Origin of the sequence: Marmoricola sp. OAE513, assembly GCF_040546585.1 — a bacterium.
In the GTDB taxonomy this organism is placed as follows: Bacteria; Actinomycetota; Actinomycetes; order Propionibacteriales; family Nocardioidaceae; genus Marmoricola.
The window spans coordinates 960,370-982,483 of sequence record NZ_JBEPOC010000001.1; the positions used below are offsets into that span (position 1 = coordinate 960,370).

Below are 22,114 nucleotides of genomic sequence, written 5' to 3' on the forward strand. Positions count from 1 at the left end.
GTCGTTCAGTCGGGCCCCGATAACCTCGACCCCGTGCGCATCGCAACCTGGAACGTCAACTCCCTCCGCTCCCGCATCGATCGCGTCGAGGCCTTTCTCGACCGCCACGAGATCGACGTCCTGGCGGTCCAGGAGACCAAGGCGAAGGAGGAGCAGCTCCCGCTGATGGGGCTGCAGGCACGCGGTTACGAGATCGCTGCTGCTGGCTTCAGCCAGTGGAACGGCGTGGCGCTGATCTCCCGCGTCGGGCTCGAGGACATCGAGGTCGGGTTCCCGGACATGCCGCTGTTCGACGGCGCTGCAGAAGCCCGCGCCATCGGAGCCCGGGTCGGCGGTGACACCGGGGGCGGCGGCGTGAAGATCTGGTCGCTGTACGTCCCCAACGGTCGCAAGATCGGCGACCCGCACTACGTCTACAAGCTCGACTGGTTGGCCAGGCTGCGCACCGCCGCCGCGACCTGGACCGACACCCCCACCGCGCTCGTCGGCGACTGGAACATCGCCCCGACCGACGAGGACGTCTTCGACGTCGCGCAGTTCGCGACCTCGACCCACGTCACTCCCCCGGAGCGGGCCGCCTTCCAGGCGTTCCTGGACAGCGGATACGCCGAGGTCACCCGCGCCCACACGCCCGGACCGGACGTCTACACCTACTGGGACTACTACCGGCAGCGCTTCGAGCGGAACCGCGGCCTGCGGATCGACTTCGTGCTGGGGTCGCAGCCGTTCGCCGAGCGGGTGACGGGCGCGTTCATCGACACCGACGAGCGCGACCCCGCGCAGGGCACGGGCAGTCCGAGCGACCACGCCCCCGTGGTCGTCGACCTGGCCGACTAAGCCGTCTTCGCCGCCCGCACCTTGCGGTAGTTCCGCAACGCGTACCCGTAGCCGACCACCGCCAGCACCCCGAGCACGACGAGCAGCCAGGTCGGGACGGTGACCTCGTCGGCGTACGACGTCTGCTTGGCACCGGCGGGGACGCCCTGGAGCAGCGGTGCTCCGCCAGCCACGGCAGGCGCCGTCGCCGCACCGGACGGCACCGCCGTGGAGCCCGCGGTCGGGACACCGGTCGGGGTCACGCCCGGGGTCACCCCCGCAGTTGGGATGGCGGCCGGGTTCGTCCCGGGCCGAGCGCCGGGCTGTCCGCTGCCGGAGCCCGGGTTCGCCGCCGGCGCGTTCGCCTTCGAGACCGGGATGGTCGCGATCCGGCCGGTGCCCTTGTCCGAGCGCCAGCAGTCGACGAGGTAGGTCGCCTTGGCGCCGTTGCCGCTCACGCTCGCGACGAACTCGAGCGCGGTGCGCGGCGGCGTCCGGGGGTTGGAGTGCGGGGGCGGTCGACGGTCGAGCACCTCGTTGCGGGGCAGGTCGAGCTTGATCGAGCCGCTCGCGTTGTCCGGCACCTTGAACGACGGGAAGTACAGCGGCGCCGAGACCACCAGCGGGTTGCCGAATGCAGTCTTGCCGGTCTGCCACCGGTCGGCGGTGAAGACCTGCCGCTTGGCCGAGCCGACGGTCACCCCGACCGACAAGGTGTCGGAGATGGCGTCGAGCTGGTTGAAGCCGAGACCAGCTGCCTGGCTGCGGATGTCCTCGGGCGCCTGCACCGTCGCCGTCCCGGCAAGGTTGATGACCTCGCCCGGGCGGACCGACGCGGGAACGTCGAGCGAGATCGACAGACCCGTGGGTTGGTCGCGGGCGCGGGCGTCCTTGTCCGCGTTGGTGTCGTTGTAGACGCAGATGAGCGTGACCTGCGCGCGCGACGTAGCGGCCTCGGCCGGCGGTGACGGGTTCAGCGGCGTCGGGCCGACGAGCAGCGCGATCAGCACGGCGACCGCGGCGACCAGGCGGAGCCGCCGGTGCGAGGACACCGCCAGGAAGACCCCGCTCGCGACGAACGCACCGATCAGCAGCAGGGCCCAGGCAGGCAGACGCAGGCCGTCCGGCACCGTCGGTGGCGGGATCGCCTCGGCCGAGAGCGGACCGGTCACGGTCGGCGTCACGACCGCGGGGCTGCCCGGTGGCGCCGCACCCAGCGGCGGGGCCGCGACCGGCGCGCCGACAGCCGGGCCACCGAGCGGCGGAGCGGCCGGGGACACGCTCGGGGCGTCGGTCGGCTCGGCGAGCGCGGCCGCCGCGACCTTGACCGAGCCGAGCGCGGTGTCCTGGTCGGCCTTGAGCGCGCAGGCGACCGCGCGCTTCGGCTGCAGCAGGCTGTCGCTCTGCAGCGAACCGGTGAACGCCACCGCCTTGGGCTTGGTGGTCACCGGGTTGGTGACGATCTCCTCCGAGGGCAGCGAGAGCTTCAGGTCGCCGGTCGCCGAGCTCGGCACCAGGAACTCGGGCAGCGTCCAGGTCGTCGTGACCACCGGGGTACCCAGGGCCGACCTGGTGGTCTTCAGGTCGGAGATCCGGAGCAACCGCTGGCTGCTACCGACCGCGACGTTGACACCGAAGTCGTCGCTGAGGAACGTGAACGCGGTGGACAGGTTGGTCGCCGTCGCGGCGGCACCGAAGGTGAAGGTCGCTTTACCCGTGAGCTTCACCGGCTCGCCGGGGGCGACCAAGGGCGGCGCCTTCACGTGCACCTTGACCGCGACCTTGTCACTGCCGCCGAGCGAGGGCAGGTCGAAGCCCAGGGAGGGCAGGCCGAGGCCGAGGCCGGCCGGCGTACGGATCTCCGACTCGAGGCCGGCGTACTGGCACTGGTAGGACGCCTCGGCGCTCAGGTCGTCGGTGGCCGGCGTGGCACCGCCGGCAGCCGGTGCCGGCGAGACCAGGAAGGCGACAGCCGCCAGGCCGAGCAGGCCACGGGGGACGGTGAAGAGACGCATCAGTTGGCTCCTTGACTCAGTGCGCTGGCGGGGCTGACCTGCGCTGCCCGTGCCAGCGGAAGCAGTGCGGCGGACCGTACGACGAGCACCACGAAGGCACTCAGGACCAGGATCGGGATGAGGGGTACCCGGTGGACCGACGGGATCCCGAGCGCGGTCGCGATCAGCGACGACCCGGTCAGGCCGACCGCCAGACCGAGCAGGACGCCGACCACGGCAGCCGCCAGCGCGACGGCCTGGGTCCTGGTGAGCAGCAGGCTGCGCAGACCGGACTGCTCGAGGCCCAGTGCGCGCAGCACCGCGTGCTCGTGGCCTCGCTCAGCCACCGCGATCACCGTCACCAGCACCGCGCCGATCACCGCGACCAGGAGTGCCACCATGAGGAAGGCCGTGCTGGCCGCCGTCGTGACGGCGATCGCGCGGGACAGCTTCAGGTCCAGCAGGGCGGGACCACCGACGGGCACCTGGCCGGCGAGCACCGCCTCACCGCTGACCTCGGAGAGCACCTCGGCGCGGTCGGCACCGTCGGCCAGCCGCAGCCAGGCCGTCCGGACCTCGGTCTTCGCGCTGACCTGGTCGAGCAGGTCGGGAGCGACCAGCGCCGGCAGGTCGAAGTCGTCGAGGTAGACGACCTTCAGACCGGTCACGGTCCTCTCGGGCCCGACCAGCGAGACGCGCGCACCTGGCTTGAACGCCTTGAAGTAGTCGTTCGGCAGGTAAACCGTCTTCGCTGCGATCGTCGTGATCCCCCACGTCGAGGGCAGCGCCTTCTCCAGCTGGGACAGGTCCTGCCCGATGACGCCCGTCGACAGCGTGACCTTGCCGCGCTCGCCCGGTCCCTCGAGCGTGACGTCCACGCCCTGGGGCAGTCGGACCAGTCGCGCCACTCCGTCGACGTCGCGGAAGCGCTCCAGGGAGTCAGACGTCAACGGCACCGAACCGACGGGAGCTCCGACGGTCAGGTCGGCGACCGGCAGGTCGTCGAGGCGCTGACTGCCCGAGGCGTGCAGGGACGACAGCAGCACCCAGGTCCCGGCCATCAGGACGGTCGCGAGCAGGACGGCGACGCCCTCGGCGGCCGCGCGGCCGGGGTCGCGGGAGACGCCGTTGGCTGCGAGCTGGGTGACCGTGCGCCGCGGTCGGTCGCGCAGGCGCCGGCTGATCTGCAGCGCGACCAGGCCCAGGGAGAACCCGAACGACAGGAGCCCGCCGATCACGACGGCACCGAGGCCGAGCAGGACCCAGGTGCGGTGGCCGGAATCGACCAGGAGGAGCGCCGCGAGGCCCGCGACGAGCAGCACCCCGCCGGTCGCGGCCGCCGTACGACGCCGCCCGGGAGCGCTGACCGTGCTCGACAGCACGGCTGCCGGCGGGATGCGGCTGGCCGCCCACGCGGGGATCAACCCGGCCACGAGCGAGAGCAGGACGCCGGCACCGAAGGCAAGGGTGAGCCCGCCGAGCGGCACGGTGAACGCGTCCCCGGTGACCGTCGGGAGACCCGGGATGAGGCCCGTCAAGGGCAGCCCGGCACGTGCCAGCAGGACGCCGCCGACGAGCCCGACGATCGTGCCCGCGAGCCCGAGTGCGAGCACCTCTACGAGCACCAGGCCGAACGTCTGGCGGCGGGTCGTGCCGACGCTGCGCAGCAGCGCGAGGTAACGGCGTCGTGAGCCCAGCGAGACCAGGATCGCCGTGCCGAGGACGATCGCTGCAACGACGAGCGCGAGCGGCGAGAAGCTGAGGAGAACGGCCTTGATCGCCTTGAGACGGGTCTGCTCGGCCGAGCCCGCGCCCTGGACCAGCTCATCGGTGCCTTGGGCGAAGCCGCCCTGCCCCGCGGCGTTGACCCGGGTGACCAGGTCCTTCTGCGTGGTTCCGTCCGTGGCCCGGAGCAGCACCACGTTGTCGCCGGGGACACCGGCGAACAGGCGGGCGGTCGCGTCCGGCACGATGCCGTAGATCGCGTTCGAGTACTCCAGCGAGCCTCGGACGTCGACGACGCCGACCACCCGGAAGTTCGCCGCGCCCAGGGCCGGGCTGCCGAGCGAGACCAGGTCACCGAGCCGGATCCGCAGCTGGTCGAGGGAGTGCTGGGTCAGTCCGATCTCAGGACGATCGGCGACCGGAGCACGACCCTCGGCCCACCTCTGCCAGCGGAAGGACGGGTCGCCGGCCAGCGACTCCAGCTGGATGCCCAGCACCGTCTTCCCCGTCCGGGCGACCGCGTTGGCGCGGGCGTACGAGGTCGAGGCCTGCACACCCTCGAGCGCCTCGAGCTTGCCGAGCTGGGCCCGGTCGAACGACAGCGCACCCGACCCTCCCCCAGCGGACAGCGAGGAGTCGGACGTGCCGAGCTCCGTCCGTACGACGACGTCGCTGCCGCGCCAGGTGACCTCGAGCCCCTGGTCGATGGCCGAGCGCAACGAGGACGCGAGCACGAAGGCGGACGTCAGCAGCGACACAGCCAGGGCAACCGTGATCGCCAGTGTGAGGGCTCGACCCGGGTTCCTGCGCAGCTGCGAGCGCAGCAGGTCGAGGAGGACGGAATCGGCCATCAGCGTTGCCGGTCCAGCTTCCCGGCCCGCAGGACGTGGACGGAGTCGGCGAGGTCGGCGACGGCGAGGTCGTGGGTCACGAGCACGACGGTCTGGCTCAGCGCGGCGACGGTCTCGACGATGATGTCGAGCAGCCGCTGGGCGCTGTCGGCGTCCAGCGCACCGGTCGGCTCGTCGGCGAAGACGATCGCCGGCTCGGCGTACAGGGCGCGGGCGACGGCGACCCGCTGCTTCTGACCGCCGGAGAGCTGCTCGGGGGTGTGGTCCAGCCGGTCGGCGATCCCGAGCCGGTCGGCGAGGTCGACGAGACGCTCCTGGTCGACCGGGCGGCGGTCCAGGCGTACCGGGAGCACGATGTTGTCTCGGGCAGGCAGACCCGGGACCAGGTTGAAGGACTGGAAGACGAAACCGACCTCGCGGCGCCGCAGCCGCGTCACGGTCGCGTCGTCGGCCCGCGAGATCTCGACCCCGGCGAGCTGGATGCTGCCCTCGTCGGGCCGGTCCAGCCCCGCGAGCAGCTGCAGCAGCGTGGTCTTGCCCGAACCCGACGGACCGACGATCGCGGAGATCTTGCCCTGGGGCGCGACGAAGTCGATGCCGTTGACCGCGGCCACCGAGCTCCCGTCGGGCGCGAGGAACGACTTCACCAGCCCGCGGGCGACGACGGGCGCGCTACCTTCCGCACCGTCTGCCGGGTCGAGATCACGTGCGACGGCTTCAGTCATGTCGCCGGTACTCCTTCGGATCGGTGCAGCAGGGGCGGGGCACGGTGGGTAGGCCACCACGACCGGCCCCACGGGAGGAATGGGGTTCGGAGGACGCCGCTTCAGTTCCGAAAGTCGACGTTGCTTGTAGACATTAGTCGTTCCAGGTCTCACGCGGAGTCGAGTCCAGATCTTGTGCACGCGCGGTTCGACAGTGCGAGGGGCGACGTACGCCCCGGCTCTCCGGGCGCTGACCCGTGGGATGCTCTCGCCATGGAAAAGTCGATCCTCCGCATCCTGGTGACCTTCACCGTCGGGTTCCTCGCGATCGGGGCGGTTCTCGGGCTCATCGGTGTCGGCGACTGCGGCTCGGTGTTCAGCCCGGACGACGGCTGCGGCGAGACGCTGTCGGTGCAGCGCGCCCTGGTGATCGCGTTCGTCGGGCTCGGACTCACCTCGATGGCTGCGGCGATCTTCGCGGACGCCGGCGCGGGCGTTCCTGACACGACCGTCGACGAGACCCCGGGCGAGGACCTCCTCTGATGGCCGACCAGACCCGCCTCGAGCGCGTCGTCGGCGCGCTGACCAAGGCGGCCGGCGGACTGGTGGTCGGCGGGCTCGTCGTGCTGCTCGCGAACGCGCTGGTGATCGATCAGAAGAAGGTGCACATCATCGGACTCGGGGCCCTGCGCGCCGGCCTGCTGGTGGTCCTGCTGATCATCGTGACCGTGCTGGTCTCGGTCGTCGCGGGCAAGGTCCGCGGCAAGGGCCAAAGCCCGGACCAGGGCCCGGACCAGGGCTCGGACTAGCGCTTCGCGTAGTTCGGGTGCGGCGACCAGACCGTCGCTGTCCCCGACACCGTGGCCCGGTACTTGCGCGACCCGGTCGCACGGACCCGGTAGACGTTCTTGCCGGCTCCGTCGGTCGTCCGGGTCTTCAGCCGCTTCCACGGGCACGACGCGCACGTCCGGTAGGACAGCACGACCTTCCGGTGCGCCCAGGGCTGGTAGCGGTTCGCGACCGGCGAGTACCGCGTCAGCTTCGTGCGCAGCGTGACGGTCTTCCCCGCGCGGGACGCCGTCAGCGAGACCTTCGCGTCCATCTTCATCGTGGTGCGCGCGATGTTCTGCGGGACGTCGTCGTTGTCCACGTCCTTGGCGCCGGTCGGTCGGACCGTGTAGAGCCCGGTGCGCTCGTCGTCGTAGATCCGCCAGTAGTCACGGGCGGTGTGGTCGAAGGTGAACCGCTCGGCGAAGAAACCCCTGCGGTCGCGCGCCAGCCAGGACGCGTAGATCGTCTGCAGGCTGGTGCACCGCGGGCTGAGCGTGGCCTTGACCAGCTTCGAGCGGGCCTTCATCCGGATCTGGCTGGGCAGCACGAGGGAGCAGGTCGGCGGCGACCCGGCCGTGACGGTGAAGGCGAGCGAGTCCTGGTGGACCACCAGATCGGCGTCGGTGGTCGTGATGTGGAACGTGTAACCCGTTGCCGGCGGGAGCGCACCGACTCTGAGCTGGGGCTTGGGGAAGCTGCCGTTGAAGACGTGCTGCTTCGTGCTCCCGACGACGTTGCCGCCCCGCTCGACCCAGTAGTCGTAGGTGCCGATCGGCGCGTTCTCGAGGTTCACCACGAACGGGCCGTTGAACCCGGCGTAGTGCTTCGCCGCAGGCAGGGGCGACTCGATGACCGGGTCACCGGTGCCCACCGCCCCGGCCCCACCCGGTACGGCGACGAGGAGGGCGGCAGCGACCACGGCCACCACTCCACCGACCAGCGCGCGCACGTGCAACCTGCTCACCCCTCCCACAAGGCGTCCGAGAACCACCATCGTATGTGTCGGACCCACCTGGCACGGTCGGAGCATGGAGATTCTGCTTCCCCTGATGACCCTGCTCCTCGGCATCGCCCTGGGCGCCCTCGGCGTGCTGGCTCTGCGGCGTACGCCTTCCGCGGACGGCCCTGGTGTGCTCGGTGCCGCCGAGAACGCAGTGATCAAGGACGGCCTGGACCGCTTGCACGACCGGATGCGCGACCTGGAGCACCAACGCGTCTCCTGGCAGAGCACGCTGCACCAGCAGGTCGACGAGGTCCGACACTCCACCGACTCGCTGCGGCGGGAGACCTCCGCGCTGTCGACCGCCCTGCGCAAGCCGCACGTGCGCGGCCAGTGGGGGGAGCTGCACCTGCGCCGGACGATCGAGCTCGCCGGGATGGTCGAGCACTGCGACTTCGAACAGCAGGTGCACCTCGCCGGCGACGACGGCCAACCGGGGCAGACCGGTCTGCGACCCGACGTGGTCGTCCGTCTGGCCGGCGGCAAGAGCCTGGTGGTGGACGCCAAGGCGCCGCTCGCGGCGTACCTGGACGCCCTGACCACCGAGGATCTCGACGAGCAGGCGGCGTACCTGGCTCAGCACGCGCGGCACGTGCGCACCCACATCGACCAGCTCTCGACCAAGGGCTACTGGCGTGCGCTGCAGCAGCACGGTGTCCCCTCGCCGGAGTTCGTCGTGCTGTTCCTCCCCGCCGAGTCGTTCCTGTCCGCCGCGCTCGACGCCGATCCCCGACTGCTGGAGTACGCCGCCGGGCGCAACGTCGTGCTGGCGACCCCGACCACGCTGATCGCCCTGCTGCGCACGGTCGCCCACGGGTGGACCACCGAGACACTGGCCGAGCGCACCCGGGAGATCCACCAGCTCGGCCGCGACCTCTACGCCCGGCTCGGCACGGTCGGCCGCCACCTCGACAAGCTGGGTAGGTCGCTGAAGAGCAGCGTCGAGTCGTACAACAGCGCGGTCGGCTCGCTCGAGAGCCGGGTTCTGGTCACCGCACGGCACTTCTCCGACGTGGCCGAGATCGACGAACCCCTCGACTCCCCCCAGCCCGTCACGGAGGCACCGCGGCCGCTGACCGCGATCGAGCTCCTCGACGCGGTCGCGGAGGAACGTCCCCAGCTGGTGGATCTGGTTGATCCGGATCACAGCCGCGGCCACGGCGTGGCTCACCCCGAGCAGAGGCGCGCAGACCTACGTTAGTGGGGTGAGCGCACCCACCGTGTGGGAAGAAGGACGCTGGTCCGGGAGCCGGGTCACGCGGTTCTCGATCTTTGCGTGCGTGCTCCTCGTCATCGCCGACCTGGTCCCCGGGGGCGGTCTCGACCGGATCTTCGACGTCGGGTTCGTGGTGCTGTGCATCGCGATCGCGCTGGCGATCCGCCCCTCGGAGTTCTTCACCGTCGGCGTCCTGCCCCCGATGCTGCTCCTCGGCCTCTGCTCGGTCCTCGCGGTGCTGCACCGCAGCTGGATCGCGGCGTCCGACGACGGTCTCATCCAGGCCGTGATCTCCGGGCTGGCCCACCACTCCGGCGCCCTGCTCGGCGGGTACGTCCTGTGCCTGGGTGTGCTCGCGATCAGGTCACGCGTGCTACGCCGCGCCGACGGTGCTCACTCGAAGCGCGACGCGTCCCCGGCGCCGTACCGGATGACCTCGGCGGCACCCGAGGTGAGGTCCACGACGGTCGTGGGCAACGAACCGCACTCGCCGGAGTCGATGACCACGTCGAGCACCTGATCCAGGTCGTCCTTCACCAGCCAGCCCTCGGTCATCGGCTCGGTCTCGCCGGGAAGGATCAGCGTGCTGGAGAGCAGCGGCTCGCCGAGCTCCTCGAGCAGCGCGCGGACCACGACGTGGTCGGGGATCCGGACGCCGACGGTCTTCTTCTTCGGGTGCATCAGCCGTTTCGGGACCTCGGCGGTCGCCGGCAGGATGAAGGTGTACGGCCCCGGCGTCGCCGCCTTGATCGCTCGGAAGGCGGCGTTGTCGATGTGCACCAGCTGACCGAGCTGGGCGAAGTCGCGGCAGACCAGCGTGAAGTGGTGCTTGTCGTCGAGCCGGCGGATCGTGCGGATCCGGTCCAGACCGTCGCGGTTGCCGAGCTGGATGCCCAGCGCGTAACCGGAGTCGGTCGGGTAGGCCAGGAGGCCGTCGTCACGCAGCGTCGCGACCGCCTGGCCGATCAGCCGGGGCTGCGGGTCGTCGGGGTGGACGTCCAGGTAGCGCGCCACGGCTACGCTCGGTCACCGGCGGCGGCAGCCTTCTCCGCGGCCCGGATGTCCTTGCGCAGCTCGGGCGGCAGCGCGAAGATCAGCGACTCCTCAGCCGTGTGGACCGCCTTGGCGTCCGGGTAGCCGCGCTCGGCCAGGAAGCTGAGCACGCCGTCGACCAGGTCCTCGGGCACCGAGGCACCGGACGTCACACTCACCTTGTCCACGCCCTCGAGCCAGGCCTCGTCGATCTCGCTCGCGTCGTCCACCCGGTACGCCGCCTTGGCGCCGACCTCGAGCGCGACGTCGGCCAGCCGGACCGTGTTCGAGGAGTTCGCGGAGCCGACCACGATGACCAGGTCGGCGTCGCTGCTGATCTCCTTGATCGCCAGCTGCCGGTTCTGGGTGGCGTAGCAGATGTCGTCGCTCGGCGGGTCGAGCAGCAGCGGGAACCGCTCGCGGATCGCGGCAACGGTCTCCAGGGTCTCGTCGACCGACAGGGTGGTCTGCGACAGCCAGGCGACCTTCGCGGGGTCGCGGACGACGATGTTCGGCACGTCGGCCGGGCTCTGCACCAGCTGGATGTGGTCCGGCGCCTCGCCCGCGGTGCCCTCGACCTCCTCGTGCCCCTCGTGGCCGATCAGCAGGATGTCGTAGTCGTCGGCGGCGAAGCGCTTCGCCTCGTGGTGGACCTTGGTCACCAGCGGGCAGGTGGCGTCGATGGTCTTGAGCTCGCGCTCGGCGGCCTCGGCGTGCACCGCCGGGGAGACCCCGTGGGCGGAGAACACGACGGTCTCGCCGGCAGGGACCTCGTCGAGCTCCTCGACGAAGATCGCGCCGCGGGACTCGAGGTTGGCGACCACGTGCTTGTTGTGCACGATCTGCTTGCGGACGTAGACCGGGGCGCCGTACAGGTCGAGCGCCTTCTCCACGGTGATCACGGCGCGGTCGACGCCGGCGCAGTAGCCGCGCGGGGCGGCGAGCAGAACGGCACGCTCGGCCTCGGGGATGAGGCGCGGCATCGCCAGGTCGGTGTCCATGCCCACCATCGTAGTGGCCTGCGACTAGCCTGCTCGCATGGCGCTGACGACCTCCCCGGAGACCCCGGTCCCGGTCCGCCAGGTCGTCAGCATGATCGGAGGCTGGGTCGACCGGCTCGGCGCGGTCTGGGTCGAGGGCCAGGTCGTCCAGCTGAACCGGCCCAACGGCTCGAACACCGACTTCCTCACCCTGCGCGACAAGCTCGCCGACGTCTCGGTCCAGCTGACCTGTCCGCGCTCGGTGATCGACTCGCTGCCCACTCCCCTGGTCAACGGCGCCCAGGTGGTCGCCTACGCGAAGCCGAGCATCTACCCGAACAGGGGCTCGCTCTCCCTCCAGGTCCGCGAGCTGCGGCTGGTCGGCGAGGGCGAGCTGCTCGCCCGGCTCGAGCGCCGTCGCCAGCTGCTGGCCGCCGAGGGGCTCTTCGCCCTCGACCGGAAACGCGCGCTGCCGTTCCTGCCCCAGCGGATCGGCTTGGTCACCGCCAAGGACTCGGCCGCGGAGAAGGACGTCCTGGAGAACACCCGCCGCCGCTGGCCCGGCGTCACCTTCGACGTCCGGTACGCGGCGATGCAGGGCGTGAACGCCGCCGAGCAGGTGATCGCAGCGCTCGGCGCCCTGGACCGCGACCCGGACGTCGACGTGATCGTGATCGCTCGCGGCGGCGGCTCGGTCGAGGACCTGCTCCCGTTCTCCGACGAGGCGCTGGTGCGCGCGGTGCACGCCGCCACCACGCCGGTCGTCTCCGCCATCGGCCACGAGCCCGACTCCCCGCTGCTCGACCTCGTCGCCGACCTGCGCGCCTCCACCCCCACCGATGCCGCCAAGCGCATCGTGCCGGACGTGGCTGAGGAGTTCGCCCGCGTGGTCCAGGTGCGCGACCGGTTGCGGCGCACCATCACCTCGGCCGTCGCCCGGGAGCAGCAACAGATCGACGCGATCCGCGGCCGACCGAGCATGTCCGACCCGCGCAACGACCTGGTCGCCCGGAACCAGGAGATCACCGCGTACGCCGACCGCGCCCGACGCGTGCTCGGCCACGTGCTCGACCGGGCGTACGACGACCTCGACCACAGCCTGGCCCGGGTCCGCGCGCTCTCCCCGCTGGCGACGCTGCGCCGCGGCTACGCCGTGCTGTCGGACGCTGAAGGAAACCTGTTCTCCAGCGTCGAGGGCATCGCCCCCGGCGCGGCCGTCACGATCCGGGTCGCCGACGGGCGGATCAGCGCAGCCGTCTCCGACGTCGAACCACTCCCCCTACCAGTCCAGGACGAGCCTGCGGAGGACCACCATGACTGAGCCCGACGGCACCACGCTGAGCTACGAGGAGGCGCGCGACCAGCTCATCGAGGTGGTGCGGACCCTCGAGCAGGGCGGCACCTCGCTGGCGGAGTCGCTGGCGCTGTGGGAGCGCGGCGAGGAGCTCGCGAAGACCTGCCAGGACGCTCTCGACGGTGCGCGGGCCCGGCTCGACGCCGTGCTCGGCGACGACGAGGACTGACCCGCACTACGAGAGCGGGACCGTCCCGGGCCGCAACGTCGCGGCGAAGTCGCGGATCTCGTCGTCCGGTGCGGAGCCGAAGACCAGCACGGTCTCGCTGGTTCCGTCGGGGTTCTCGACGTCCAGCGCGACCCCGTAGTCACCGCCGGAGTCGGTCCACACCTGCCACGCGGAGGTCGTGTCGTTGAGGGTGACGTCCTCACCCCGCTCGGCCTTGTCGTCGATGTTCTGCCGCACCAGCGTGCGGACCGAGGACTCGGACTCCACGATGCCGACGTACTTGCCGTCCTCGGTGAGCATCCCGATCTCGAACCGCGGGTCGTTGCCGCCGACGTACGACGCCGAGGTCGCCCGCCAGCCCTTCGGCAGCGCGTCCGGGGCGAACAGGGCGAGCCGGTGGTCGGCGCGGCCCGCCTTCACCCAGGCCGACCAGTCGACGGTCCGCACCGGGACCGGGGTCTCGTCCGGGCGCCCCATGAAGTACCAGACCATGGTCGCTGCGACCGCCACGACCAGCGCCACGATCCCGCTCATGAACGGGCGCAGGCGGCGTGCCTCGGCTTCGGTGACCATGCGGCCATCCTCCCAGGCGGCCCTGAACATCGCGGGTCTAGGGTCGCGGCGTGGTGGTTTCGCGTGCTCGTTGACCTGGTGCCCGTGGCGGCGCTGCTCGCCCTGCTGGCGACGGCGTACCTGCACCCGCGCCCCCTGGTCGAGGCGGCGGTGGCCGTGGTCGCCGGCACCGCGGTCCTGGCGACCGGCACCCTCGGGACGGCCGACCTCCAGCGCGAGCGGGACCACCTGGTCCCGGTGGTGCTGTTCCTGGTGGCTGTGCTCGTGGTCGCCGAGTGCTGCCGGGCTGCCGGGCTGTTCACCGCGATCGGGTCCCGGCTCGCCGCCAGCGGCAGTCCGCAGCGGATCTTCGCGCTCACCTTCGTGGTCGCTGCTGCGGTCACCGTCGTGCTCAGCCTGGACGCGACCGTGGTGCTGCTGACCCCGGTCGCGATCGCCGCGGCCGCGGGTGCCGGCCTCTCGGCACGGCCGCTCCAGCTGGTCTGCGTCCGGCTCGCCAACATCGCCTCGTTGCTGCTGCCGGTCTCCAACCTCACCAACCTGCTCGCCGTCCCCGACCTCGATCTCTCCTTCGGCCGGTTCGCACTGCTGATGGCGCCGGTCTGGGTGCTCGCCCTGGTGGTCGAGTACGCCGTCCAGCGGCTCTGGTTCCGGGCCGAGCTGAGCGCTCCCGCGACGCCCGCCGCTGCGCCACCCCTCCCCCTGCCGGTGGTGCCGGTCCTCGTCGTCGCGGCGATGCTCGCCGGGTTCGCCGCGAGCTCGGTCCTCGACCCGGCCTGGAGCGCGGGCGCCGCCGCCCTGGTCCTCGCCGTCCGGGCACTCCTGCGCGGCGAGCTGACCGTCACGCCGCTGGTCCGCAGTGCGCACCTGCCGTTCGCGCTCTTCGTCCTCTCCCTGGGCCTGGTGGTCGCCGCCCTCGGCGAGGGACCGCTCGGGGACCGGATCGCGGACCTGGTCCCCGACGGTGGCGGCCTGCCGGCGCTGCTCGCGGTCGCGCTGATCGGCGCCGTGCTGGCGAATCTGGTGAACAACCTTCCCGCGACCCTGTTGCTGGTGCCGCTGGTGGCCCCGCTCGGCGCGGTTCCCGTGCTGGCGACGCTCATCGGCGTCAACCTGGGCTCCTCGATGACCTGGTCGGGGTCGCTGGCGAACCTGCTCTGGCGACGCACGGTCCAGCACAGCGGCGGCACGGTCTCGACGCGCGACTTCCACCTCGTCGGTCTCCTGGCGACCCCGCTGGCCGTGGTCGGCGGCGTCCTCGTCCTCCACGGCTGGTCGGGCTGGGTCTAGGAGGGCACCCCGGGGTGCGGCAGAGTGACCCCATGAGCCACGAACCGAGCCGGTACCGGATCTCCGAGGCGGCCGAGGTCCTGGGAGTCAGCGACGACACCGTGCGCCGCTGGGTGGACCAGGGTCGGCTCACCGCCGAGCAGGTCAACGGCCGGTCCACGATCGCCGGACCGGACCTGGCCGTCCTCGCCGAGTCGCTGGCCGACTCCCCCGATGCCGACGGCCGGCGCACGTCCTCGGCCCGCAACCGGCTCCCCGGCATCGTCGTCGCCGTGAAGAAGGACACCGTGATGGCGCAGGTCGAGATGATCTGCGGGGCGAACAGGGTCGTCTCGCTGATGTCCGCGGATGCTGCCGAGGAGCTGGGGCTGGTCCCGGGCGCCCGGGCGGTGGCCTCGATCAAGTCGACGAACGTGGTCGTCGAGCGGGGCTGAGCCAGGGTTCACACCGTCCGCCGCCGTGTTCGGCGCGCCGGCGTGCACCCGCGACCGATAACATGCGCCCTATGTCCGACTCCCACCTGCCCGAAGCGCTCGCCGTGGCCCCGGCGTCACCCGACCGCAACCTCGCCCTCGAGCTCGTCCGGGTGACCGAGGCCGCCGCCATGGCCGCTGGTCGCTGGGTCGGGAAGGGCGACAAGAACGGAGCGGACGGCGTCGCGGTCAACGCGATGCGCACCCTGATCTCCACGGTCGGCATGCGCGGCACCGTCGTGATCGGCGAGGGCGAGAAGGACAACGCCCCGATGCTCTACAACGGCGAGGAGGTCGGCGACGGCGACGGCCCCGAGTGCGACGTCGCGGTCGACCCGATCGACGGGACGACGCTGACCGCCAAAGGCATGGCCAACGCGGTCTCCGTGCTCGCCGTGGCGCCCCGGGGCTCGATGTACGACCCTTCCGCCGTCTTCTACATGGAGAAGCTCGTCGCCGGCCCGGAGGCTGCCGACGTCGTGGACATCCGCTACCCGGTCGCCGAGAACATCCACCTCGTCGCCAAGGCCAAGGGCGGCAAGCCCGAGGACGTCACCGTGGTCCTGCTCGACCGCCCGCGGCACGAGAAGCTCGCCCAGGAGATCCGGGAGACCGGCGCCCGGATCAAGTTCATCACCGACGGTGACGTGGCCGGTGCGATCATGGCGGCCCGGGCCGACACCGGCGTGGATCTGCTGCTCGGCATCGGCGGTACGCCGGAGGGCATCATCACCGCCTGCGCGATGAAGTGCCTGGACGGGGTCATCCAGGGCAAGCTCTGGCCGACCAGCGACGAGGAGCGCGAGCGCGCGGCCGCGGCGGGCCTCGAGCTCGACCGGATCCTCTACACCGACGACCTGGTCTCCGGCGACGACTGCTTCTTCGTCGCGACCGGCATCACCGACGGCGAGCTGATGAAGGGCGTCCGCTACCGCGCCGGCGGGGCGTCGACGCACTCGCTCGTGATGCGCAGCCGCAGCGGCACGATCCGCGAGATCATCAGCGACCACAAGCTCAGCAAGCTGCGCGCGTACGCCAACGTCGACTTCGACCGCTGACGGCGCTGTCCGGGATGGCCGGGATGGCCGGGGCGACCGCCGCGTGATCGTCGTCGCCGGGGAGGCCCTGGTCGACGTGGCCGACGGCAGCGAGACGGTCGGCGGCTCGCCGCTGAACGTCGCGGTGGCACTCGGCCGCCTCGACGTCCCCGTCGTGCTGATCACCGAGATCGGCACCGACGAACGCGCGGCGCTGGTGCGCGAGCACCTGGCCGCGACCGGGACCGAGCTCCTCTCCTCACCGTCCGTCGACGGGCGCACGGCCACCGCGACGGTGCACTTCGACGAGGACGAGCCCCTCTACGAGCTCGACCTGTCCTGGCACCTCCCGCACACCGAGCTTCCCGAGTGCGACGCCCTGCACGTCGGCTCGCTGGGCACCGTCCTCGAACCCGGCCGGATGAGCGTGCTGGACCTCGTCGAGCAGGCCTGGGCCCGCGACGTGTTCGTCTCCTACGACCCGAACGTGCGTGCCGGCCACCTCACCGAGCACGACCATGACCAGGCCTGGGGCGACATCGAGTCACTGGCCGACCGGTCCCAGCTGGTCAAGCTGAGCGAGCAGGACATCGAGTTCCTGCACCCGGGTGCCGACCCCGACCAGATCGCCCGCTCGCTGCTCACCGGCGACCGCACCGAGCTGGTGATCCTCACCCGCGGGGCCGCCGGCGCCACGGCGTACGCCGCCGGTGCGGGAGGCGGCGCGGGAGGGGGCGTCGAGGTCAGCGTCCCGGGCACCGACGTCGAGGTCGTCGACACGATCGGCGCGGGCGACGCCTTCATGGCGGCGGTGCTCACGGTGCTGCTGGAGTCGGACTCGCTCGGCAACTTCGGCCCGGGCATGCCGACCGACCCCGGACGCTTGGAGCAGCTGCTGACCGCAGCGGTGGAGGTGGCCGGGCTCAGCTGTGCGCGACCGGGCGCAGCCGCGCCGTCGCGCTCGGAGCTGCGCTCAGGGTGGCCTGGATCAGTGCCGTCCTAGCGGCGAGCTGGCCCTCGAGAGCCTGCCGGACCTGGTCGAACACGAGCGGGTCCAGCGCCATCCCGACGTGGCTGGCGGTCACCTCGACCGGGATCGCGGCCGGGTCGATGCAGGCGCGCCAGTCGACGATGCCGTCACGCTGGGAGTAGATCGCGGTGAACCCGACCTGGGGGTCCAACGGCGCGTGGGTCTCCTCGAAGCTCGCGCGGGCGCAGGCACCGGCGATGCAGTCCTCGCTCATCAGGCCACCGACCCCGGCACGGGTGAGCCGGGTGAGCAGCTCGGCGTCCCTCTCGAGGATCTCGTGCACGGCCGCGGGGGCCAGCACGGGGCTGCCCATCGAGACGATGCCGTTGATCAGGTCGGGGCGCCGAGCAGCCAGCCCGCGGGCGAGCATGCCGCCCAGGCTGTGGCCCACGATGCTGACCTTGCGACCGCGACGGGTGGCGATCGACTCGATCCGGCGCTCCATCTTGTCCGCGGCCTCGCGGGTGCAGCCCATGTTCACGTGGATGTGGGAGCGGTAGGTCCGGTACCCCGCACCGCGCAGCATCGAGGCCATCGGCGCCAGGGTGTAGTCACCGGCCATGAACCCGGGGATCAGCAGGACCGGTTCGGACCCGCCGGGACGGTGGTGCCCGGCGTACGGGAGTCGGGCGCGCACCTTGCGGTCCGCGCGCGCCCGCACGACGTACCGGGCCGCTTCGCCGACCACGCTCCCCTCGCGGGAGAGCGCCCTGAGACCCTGGGGTCCGACAAAACCTGCGGGCTTCAGGAAGTCGCCCATCGGTGAGTTCACAGAGCCGAAAGTAACGGAAACCACAGTTCTACTAACGAGACTCAACGAAATTCGTGACGCGTGTCGGCGACAGTTGTAGACAGGTACTCGGACCCATCACCCCGAAAGGCAGCCCATGCCGCGCATCCGCTCCCGCCGAGCCGCTGAGACAGCGCCCGCCGAGATCGTCGTCAGCCGCACGATGTCGGCACCCGTGAGCGCCCGGATCGAGCTCTGCTACCAGACCTACGGCGACCCGGCCGACGAGCCGCTGCTGCTGGTGATGGGCCTGGGCGGTCCGATGACCTGGTGGGACCCGGAGCTGTGCACGCTGCTGGCCCGTCAGGGCTTCTACGTGATCCGGTACGACAACCGCGACACGGGCAAGTCCACCCGGGTACCCGGACGCGTCACCAAGCCGATGATCATCCAGGCCGGGCTCGGCCGGAAGGTGAAGGCGCCCTACGCACTGACCGATCTCGCAGCTGACGCGTTCGGGCTGCTGGACCACCTCGGCATCTGCTCGGCGCACGTCACCGGGGTGTCGATGGGCGGCATGATCGCGCAGACCATGGCGATCGCCCAACCGTCCCGGGTGCGCAGCCTGGTCTCGATCATGTCCACCACCGGTCGTCGCACGGTCGGCTGGCAGGACCCCCGCCTCGTGCCGGTGATGCTCGCCTCGCGCGGGGCCGACCGCGAGTCCTACGTGCTCGCCTCGCGCAAGGTCGGGCAGCTCATCGGCTCCCCCGGCTACCCGGAGTCCGAGGAGTCCTCCCGCGCTCGCGCCGAGGAGACCTTCGACCGCGGCCTGAACCCTGAGGGAGTGGCCCGGCAGATGCTCGCCGTGCTCACCCAGCCCGACCGCGGCAAGGCGCTGCACGCGCTCCGGATGCCCGCTGCCGTCATCCACGGCATGGACGACCGGCTCGTGCACCCGTCCGGCGGCAGGGCGACCGCGCAGGCGATCCCCGGCGCTCACCTGCTGCTGATCCCGGGCATGGGCCACGACCTCCCGGTCGAGCTGCACGAGACCTTCGCCGAGGTGATCCGTCGGACGGCGGACAGGGCTGCCGGCACGGCCTGACCCCGGGCCCGAGTTTCGAACCGGCCAGCGCCGGGCATGAGGAGCAGCACGACGTTCTCGGGAGGAACACGTGCCGGGCTCACCACCACGCACTGCCGCCGTACTGCTGGCCCTCGGGCTGACCACCGGCCTCCTGACGTCCTGCGGCAGCGACGACGGCCGGGTGCGGATCACCTGGTACGCCAATCCCGACCAGGGCGGTCAGGCGGCCGTCGCGAAGAAGTGCTCGACGGACAAGGTCGAGGTCGAGATCCAGGTGCTGCCCCAGGACGCCGGTCAGCAGCGGATCCAGCTCGCCCGCCGCCTCGCCGCCAAGGATCCCGGCATCGACCTGATGAGCCTGGACCCGGTGTTCAACGCCGAGTTCGCCAACGCCGGGTTCCTGGCGAAGATCCCGGACGCACTCCAGCAGCAGCTCGAGAAGCAGTCGTTCACCGGTGCGGTCGACGCGGCCACCTGGGACGACGAGCTGGTCGCGCTCCCGTTCTGGTCGAACACCCAGCTGCTCTGGTACCGCAAGGACGCGGCGAAGGCAGCCGGGCTCGACATGACCCGTCCCGTCACCTGGGAGCAGGTGATCGACGCCGCCACCAGGCTGAACTCCGAGAACCGCGCGAGGACCACCCACGTCGGCGTCCAGGCCAACAAGTACGAGGGTTACGTCGTCTGGATCAACGCACTGATCGCCGGCGCCGGCGGCTCCATCCTCCGCAACGCCGAGAAGGGCACCGACGCGACGATCGACATCGACTCCGACCCCGGCCGCGCGGCGGCGAAGGTCGTCGAGCAGCTCGCCGGCTCCACCGCTGCCGAGCCGGACCTCTCGGTCTCCAACGAGGGCACCGTGCTGCCCTTCCTCTATCCGCACGACCGCAAGGCCGTGCTCCCGGACGTCGGCGGCTTCCTGGTCGACTGGACCTTCGTGTACTCCAACTTCAAGGGCCTGGTCGGCAAGAGCGTCAGCTCCGGCGGGATCTCCAAGCAGGACTTCGCCAACCTCGGGTGGGCCCCGTACCCGCAGACCGTCGCCGGGAAGGACGCCGCTCCCCCGTACGGCGGCATCAACATCGGCGTCAGCCAGTACTCCGCTCATCCCGACGAGGCGATGGAAGCGGCCGCCTGCATCGTCGAACCCGACAACCAGGGCGTCAACGCCGACCTGACCGGCAACATGCCGGCGAGCGCGGCCGGCTACGACTACCCGGCGCTGCGCAAGACCTACCCCGCCGACCTGCTCGAGATGCTGCAGGCCGGCCTGGAGGCGGCGTCCCCGCGCCCGGCCTCGCCGTACTGGAGCGACATCTCCGGAGCGATCCAGGCGGTCTGGCACTCACCCCGCGCGGTCGACCAGGACACCCCGGCAGAGTCCGGGAGGTTCATCGTGGACGTTCTCAAGGGACGGAGACTGCTGTGAGCGCGACTGCCCGGGAGGAAGTCCGGAAGACCGCACCGAAGACCGGCCAGCGCTCCGGTCCGGCCACCGAGCGCGGCGCCGCCGAGGAACGGCTCGGTCGACGGCTCGTGCTGCCTGCGGTGGCCATCATGCTGCTGGTCACCGCCTGGCCGATGCTCCGCGCGCTCTACCTCTCGCTGTTCCGCTACCGCTTGACGACGCCGGACGACCGCTCGTTCGTCTTCCTCGGCAACTACGGCACGATCCTGTCCGACCCGCTGTTCTGGAGGGACACCTGGAACACCGTGCTGATCATGGTGGTGACCGTCGGCGTCGAGCTCGTGGTCGGGTTCGCCTTCGCGATGGTGATGCACCGAATCATCTTCGCCCGCGGCCTGATGCGGACCTCGATCCTCATCCCCTACGGCATCATCACGGTCGTCTCAGCGTTCGCGTGGCAGTTCACGTTCTCGATCAACAACGGCTACATCAACAGCTGGTTCGACTGGCTGCCGTTCATCGACCCGGACACCAACTGGTTCGGCGACCACTGGCACGCGATGACGGCGATCATGGTCTCGGAGATCTGGAAGACCACCCCGTTCATGTCGCTGCTCCTGCTCGCCGGCCTCTCCCAGGTCTCCGAGGACATGCTCGAGGCGGCCAAGGTCGACGGCGCCACCTGGTGGCAACGCCTCTGGAAGGTGATCCTGCCGAACATGCGGGCCGCGATCATGGTGGCCGTCCTGTTCCGCGCGCTCGACGCGTTCCGGATCTTCGACAACATCTTCGTGATGACCCGCGGCGCCCAGAACACCGAGTCGTCCTCGTTCCTCACCTACCGCCAGGTGATCGAGCAGATGCAGCTCGGCATGGGCTCTGCCCTCTCGGTGCTGCTCTTCCTCACGGTGCTGCTGCTCGCCTACCTGATCGTCAAGGCGTTCAAGGTGGACCTGGCCCAGGCGCGGGGTGAGGTCTGATGCGCAGGAACGTCCTCGGCACCTGGTCCGGCTTCGTCCTGATCATGGTCTGGTGCCTGCTGCCGGTGGCGTTCATCGTCTCGCTGTCGTTCAAGTCCGCCGACGAGACCACGGCGGGCAGCCCGCAGTTCTTCCCCAACGAGTGGACGATCCAGAACTACAAGGACATCCTCGACAACCCTGACTTCACCCGGGCACTTCTGAACTCGGCCGGCATCGCGCTCACGGCCACCGTGCTGTCGGTGGTGCTGGCGACGTTGGCGGCGTACGCGATCGCTCGGCTCGAGTTCCGAGGCAAGCGGGCGGTGCTCTCGCTCGCGCTGGCGATCGCGATGTTCCCGGTCGTCTCCCTGGTCGGGCCGCTGTTCGACATGTGGCGCACCTTCGGGTTGTTCAACACCTGGCCCGGGCTGGTGGTGCCGTACATGTCCTTCACGCTGCCGCTCTCCATCTGGACGCTGTCCGCCTTCTTCCGGGAGATCCCCTGGGAGATGGAGCAGGCCGCGCAGGTCGACGGGGCCACGGCGTGGCAGGCGTTCCGCAAGGTCATCGTCCCGCTGGCGGCGCCCGGCGTCTTCACCGCCGCCATCCTCACGTTCTTCTTCGCGTGGAACGAGTTCGTCCTGGCGATCTCGCTGACCTCGACGACCGCGTCCCGGACGGTCCCGGCGCAGATGTCGTACTTCGTCGGCGCGGACCCGTTCAACCCGCCGTACTCGCAACTGGCGACAGCCTCGGTCGTGGTGACCGTCCCTGTCGTGATCATCGTCCTGCTGTTCCAGCGCAAGATCGTCGCCGGCCTCACCTCCGGCGCAGTGAAGGGGTGAC

The 22,114-nt window shown here is 71.0% G+C and carries 22 protein-coding genes and 1 pseudogene; 15 read left to right on the forward strand and 8 right to left on the reverse strand.

Features of this window, described 5'->3' with window-relative positions:
• Positions 1–33: 33 nt before the first annotated feature.
• The gene (locus ABIE44_RS04835) at positions 34–837 is read left to right on the forward strand and encodes an exodeoxyribonuclease III (RefSeq protein ID WP_209721376.1); all 804 of its coding nucleotides are present in this window, start codon (positions 34–36) and stop codon (positions 835–837) included.
• Here the strand turns inward: ABIE44_RS04835 and ABIE44_RS04840 are convergent.
• From ABIE44_RS04840 to ABIE44_RS04850, 3 genes are read right to left on the reverse strand one after another with little or no spacing between them, the layout of a single operon-like run.
• Positions 834–2,831: a DUF6801 domain-containing protein gene (locus tag ABIE44_RS04840; RefSeq protein WP_209721372.1), complete on the reverse strand. Its 1,998-nt coding sequence runs from the start codon at positions 2,829–2,831 to the stop codon at positions 834–836. The genes ABIE44_RS04835 and ABIE44_RS04840 overlap by 4 nt on opposite strands.
• On the reverse strand, positions 2,831–5,386 hold the full coding sequence (locus ABIE44_RS04845) for an FtsX-like permease family protein (protein WP_209721368.1): 2,556 nt from the start codon (positions 5,384–5,386) through the stop codon (positions 2,831–2,833). The genes ABIE44_RS04840 and ABIE44_RS04845 overlap by 1 nt, the downstream gene beginning before the upstream one ends.
• Positions 5,386–6,111, reverse strand: coding sequence for an ABC transporter ATP-binding protein (locus ABIE44_RS04850; RefSeq protein ID WP_209721365.1), 726 nt, complete (start codon positions 6,109–6,111; stop codon positions 5,386–5,388). The genes ABIE44_RS04845 and ABIE44_RS04850 overlap by 1 nt, the downstream gene beginning before the upstream one ends.
• Positions 6,112–6,363: 252 nt before the next feature.
• On the opposite strand from ABIE44_RS04850, the gene ABIE44_RS04855 reads away from it, so the two are divergent.
• Positions 6,364–6,633 (forward strand): hypothetical protein, encoded by a 270-nt coding sequence (locus tag ABIE44_RS04855; protein WP_209721362.1) that lies wholly within the window; start codon positions 6,364–6,366, stop codon positions 6,631–6,633.
• Positions 6,633–6,899, forward strand: coding sequence for a hypothetical protein (locus ABIE44_RS04860; RefSeq protein WP_209721359.1), 267 nt, complete (start codon positions 6,633–6,635; stop codon positions 6,897–6,899). Before ABIE44_RS04855 ends, ABIE44_RS04860 begins: the two co-directional genes overlap by 1 nt.
• Here the strand turns inward: ABIE44_RS04860 and ABIE44_RS04865 are convergent.
• Complete coding sequence (locus tag ABIE44_RS04865) at positions 6,896–7,870, reverse strand: hypothetical protein (protein ID WP_354437864.1); 975 nt, start codon at positions 7,868–7,870, stop codon at positions 6,896–6,898. The genes ABIE44_RS04860 and ABIE44_RS04865 overlap by 4 nt on opposite strands.
• A gap of 79 nt (positions 7,871–7,949) precedes the next feature.
• Between ABIE44_RS04865 and ABIE44_RS04870 the strand changes: the two genes are divergently transcribed.
• Together ABIE44_RS04870 and ABIE44_RS04875 are read left to right on the forward strand one after the other, a co-directional pair.
• Positions 7,950–9,122 carry a DNA recombination protein RmuC gene (locus ABIE44_RS04870; protein WP_209721353.1) on the forward strand — a complete coding sequence of 391 codons (1,173 nt, stop codon included), beginning with the start codon at positions 7,950–7,952 and terminating at the stop codon, positions 9,120–9,122.
• Positions 9,123–9,201: 79 nt separating this feature from the next.
• Positions 9,202–9,507: pseudogene (locus ABIE44_RS04875) on the forward strand (DUF6542 domain-containing protein); the annotation flags it as partial.
• Positions 9,508–9,530: 23 nt separating this feature from the next.
• Here the strand turns inward: ABIE44_RS04875 and ABIE44_RS04880 are convergent.
• Positions 9,531–10,151: an L-threonylcarbamoyladenylate synthase gene (locus tag ABIE44_RS04880; protein WP_209721350.1), complete on the reverse strand. Its 621-nt coding sequence runs from the start codon at positions 10,149–10,151 to the stop codon at positions 9,531–9,533.
• Between the two features lie 2 nt (positions 10,152–10,153).
• Positions 10,154–11,170, reverse strand: coding sequence for a 4-hydroxy-3-methylbut-2-enyl diphosphate reductase (locus tag ABIE44_RS04885; protein ID WP_209721347.1), 1,017 nt, complete (start codon positions 11,168–11,170; stop codon positions 10,154–10,156).
• Positions 11,171–11,207: 37 nt separating this feature from the next.
• Here ABIE44_RS04885 and xseA point away from each other — a divergent pair, with 37 nt between their 5' ends.
• Together xseA and ABIE44_RS04895 are read left to right on the forward strand one after the other, a co-directional pair.
• A complete protein-coding gene (xseA, locus tag ABIE44_RS04890) occupies positions 11,208–12,470 on the forward strand; it encodes an exodeoxyribonuclease VII large subunit (protein ID WP_209721345.1) in 1,263 nt (420 codons plus the stop codon).
• Complete coding sequence (locus ABIE44_RS04895) at positions 12,463–12,672, forward strand: exodeoxyribonuclease VII small subunit (RefSeq protein WP_209721342.1); 210 nt, start codon at positions 12,463–12,465, stop codon at positions 12,670–12,672. Before xseA ends, ABIE44_RS04895 begins: the two co-directional genes overlap by 8 nt.
• 6 nt (positions 12,673–12,678) lie before the next feature.
• On the opposite strand, the gene ABIE44_RS04900 is transcribed toward ABIE44_RS04895, so the two are convergent.
• A complete protein-coding gene (locus tag ABIE44_RS04900) occupies positions 12,679–13,245 on the reverse strand; it encodes a DUF4245 family protein (protein WP_209721340.1) in 567 nt (188 codons plus the stop codon).
• A gap of 63 nt (positions 13,246–13,308) precedes the next feature.
• Between ABIE44_RS04900 and ABIE44_RS04905 the strand changes: the two genes are divergently transcribed.
• From ABIE44_RS04905 to ABIE44_RS04920, 4 genes are all read left to right on the forward strand, one after another.
• The gene (locus ABIE44_RS04905; protein WP_209721336.1) at positions 13,309–14,535 is read left to right on the forward strand and encodes an SLC13 family permease; all 1,227 of its coding nucleotides are present in this window, start codon (positions 13,309–13,311) and stop codon (positions 14,533–14,535) included.
• A gap of 32 nt (positions 14,536–14,567) precedes the next feature.
• Complete coding sequence (locus ABIE44_RS04910) at positions 14,568–14,969, forward strand: TOBE domain-containing protein (protein ID WP_209721333.1); 402 nt, start codon at positions 14,568–14,570, stop codon at positions 14,967–14,969.
• A 71-nt stretch (positions 14,970–15,040) separates the two neighbouring features.
• Positions 15,041–16,066, forward strand: a complete 1,026-nt coding sequence (gene glpX, locus ABIE44_RS04915) for a class II fructose-bisphosphatase (RefSeq protein WP_209721332.1) — start codon at positions 15,041–15,043, stop codon at positions 16,064–16,066.
• A 43-nt stretch (positions 16,067–16,109) separates the two neighbouring features.
• Positions 16,110–17,048: a PfkB family carbohydrate kinase gene (locus ABIE44_RS04920; protein WP_209721329.1), complete on the forward strand. Its 939-nt coding sequence runs from the start codon at positions 16,110–16,112 to the stop codon at positions 17,046–17,048.
• Here ABIE44_RS04920 and ABIE44_RS04925 read toward each other — a convergent pair.
• Positions 16,969–17,847 (reverse strand): esterase/lipase family protein, encoded by an 879-nt coding sequence (locus ABIE44_RS04925; RefSeq protein WP_209721326.1) that lies wholly within the window; start codon positions 17,845–17,847, stop codon positions 16,969–16,971. The two genes, ABIE44_RS04920 and ABIE44_RS04925, sit on opposite strands and share 80 nt — an antisense overlap.
• 115 nt (positions 17,848–17,962) lie before the next feature.
• Here ABIE44_RS04925 and ABIE44_RS04930 point away from each other — a divergent pair, with 115 nt between their 5' ends.
• The 4 genes from ABIE44_RS04930 to ABIE44_RS04945 all read left to right on the forward strand — a co-directional run bounded on the left by ABIE44_RS04930 (position 17,963) and on the right by ABIE44_RS04945 (position 22,113).
• Positions 17,963–18,913 carry an alpha/beta fold hydrolase gene (locus ABIE44_RS04930; RefSeq protein WP_209721323.1) on the forward strand — a complete coding sequence of 317 codons (951 nt, stop codon included), beginning with the start codon at positions 17,963–17,965 and terminating at the stop codon, positions 18,911–18,913.
• Between the two features lie 70 nt (positions 18,914–18,983).
• The gene (locus ABIE44_RS04935; RefSeq protein ID WP_209721320.1) at positions 18,984–20,327 is read left to right on the forward strand and encodes an extracellular solute-binding protein; all 1,344 of its coding nucleotides are present in this window, start codon (positions 18,984–18,986) and stop codon (positions 20,325–20,327) included.
• Positions 20,324–21,286, forward strand: coding sequence for a carbohydrate ABC transporter permease (locus tag ABIE44_RS04940; protein ID WP_209721316.1), 963 nt, complete (start codon positions 20,324–20,326; stop codon positions 21,284–21,286). Before ABIE44_RS04935 ends, ABIE44_RS04940 begins: the two co-directional genes overlap by 4 nt.
• Entirely contained in the window at positions 21,286–22,113 is an 828-nt protein-coding gene (locus ABIE44_RS04945) for a carbohydrate ABC transporter permease (protein ID WP_209721314.1), read from the forward strand. Before ABIE44_RS04940 ends, ABIE44_RS04945 begins: the two co-directional genes overlap by 1 nt.
• Position 22,114: the final 1 nt, after the last annotated feature.

Excerpts from the sequence above, each read along its gene's own strand:
- ABIE44_RS04855 (WP_209721362.1), top strand. The coding sequence starts at position 6,364 with ATGGAAAAGTCGATCCTCCGCATCCTGGTGACCTTCACCGTCGGGTTC.
- ABIE44_RS04900 (WP_209721340.1), bottom strand. The coding sequence starts at position 13,245 with ATGGTCACCGAAGCCGAGGCACGCCGCCTGCGCCCGTTCATGAGCGGG.
- ABIE44_RS04910 (WP_209721333.1), top strand. The coding sequence starts at position 14,568 with ATGAGCCACGAACCGAGCCGGTACCGGATCTCCGAGGCGGCCGAGGTC.
- ABIE44_RS04840 (WP_209721372.1), bottom strand. The coding sequence starts at position 2,831 with ATGCGTCTCTTCACCGTCCCCCGTGGCCTGCTCGGCCTGGCGGCTGTC.
- glpX (WP_209721332.1), top strand. The coding sequence starts at position 15,041 with ATGTCCGACTCCCACCTGCCCGAAGCGCTCGCCGTGGCCCCGGCGTCA.
- ABIE44_RS04870 (WP_209721353.1), top strand. The coding sequence starts at position 7,950 with ATGGAGATTCTGCTTCCCCTGATGACCCTGCTCCTCGGCATCGCCCTG.
- ABIE44_RS04850 (WP_209721365.1), bottom strand. The coding sequence starts at position 6,111 with ATGACTGAAGCCGTCGCACGTGATCTCGACCCGGCAGACGGTGCGGAA.
- ABIE44_RS04930 (WP_209721323.1), top strand. The coding sequence starts at position 17,963 with ATGCCGCGCATCCGCTCCCGCCGAGCCGCTGAGACAGCGCCCGCCGAG.
- ABIE44_RS04895 (WP_209721342.1), top strand. The coding sequence starts at position 12,463 with ATGACTGAGCCCGACGGCACCACGCTGAGCTACGAGGAGGCGCGCGAC.
- ABIE44_RS04885 (WP_209721347.1), bottom strand. The coding sequence starts at position 11,170 with ATGGACACCGACCTGGCGATGCCGCGCCTCATCCCCGAGGCCGAGCGT.
- ABIE44_RS04845 (WP_209721368.1), bottom strand. The coding sequence starts at position 5,386 with ATGGCCGATTCCGTCCTCCTCGACCTGCTGCGCTCGCAGCTGCGCAGG.
- ABIE44_RS04860 (WP_209721359.1), top strand. The coding sequence starts at position 6,633 with ATGGCCGACCAGACCCGCCTCGAGCGCGTCGTCGGCGCGCTGACCAAG.
- ABIE44_RS04945 (WP_209721314.1), top strand. The coding sequence starts at position 21,286 with ATGCGCAGGAACGTCCTCGGCACCTGGTCCGGCTTCGTCCTGATCATG.
- xseA (WP_209721345.1), top strand. The coding sequence starts at position 11,208 with ATGGCGCTGACGACCTCCCCGGAGACCCCGGTCCCGGTCCGCCAGGTC.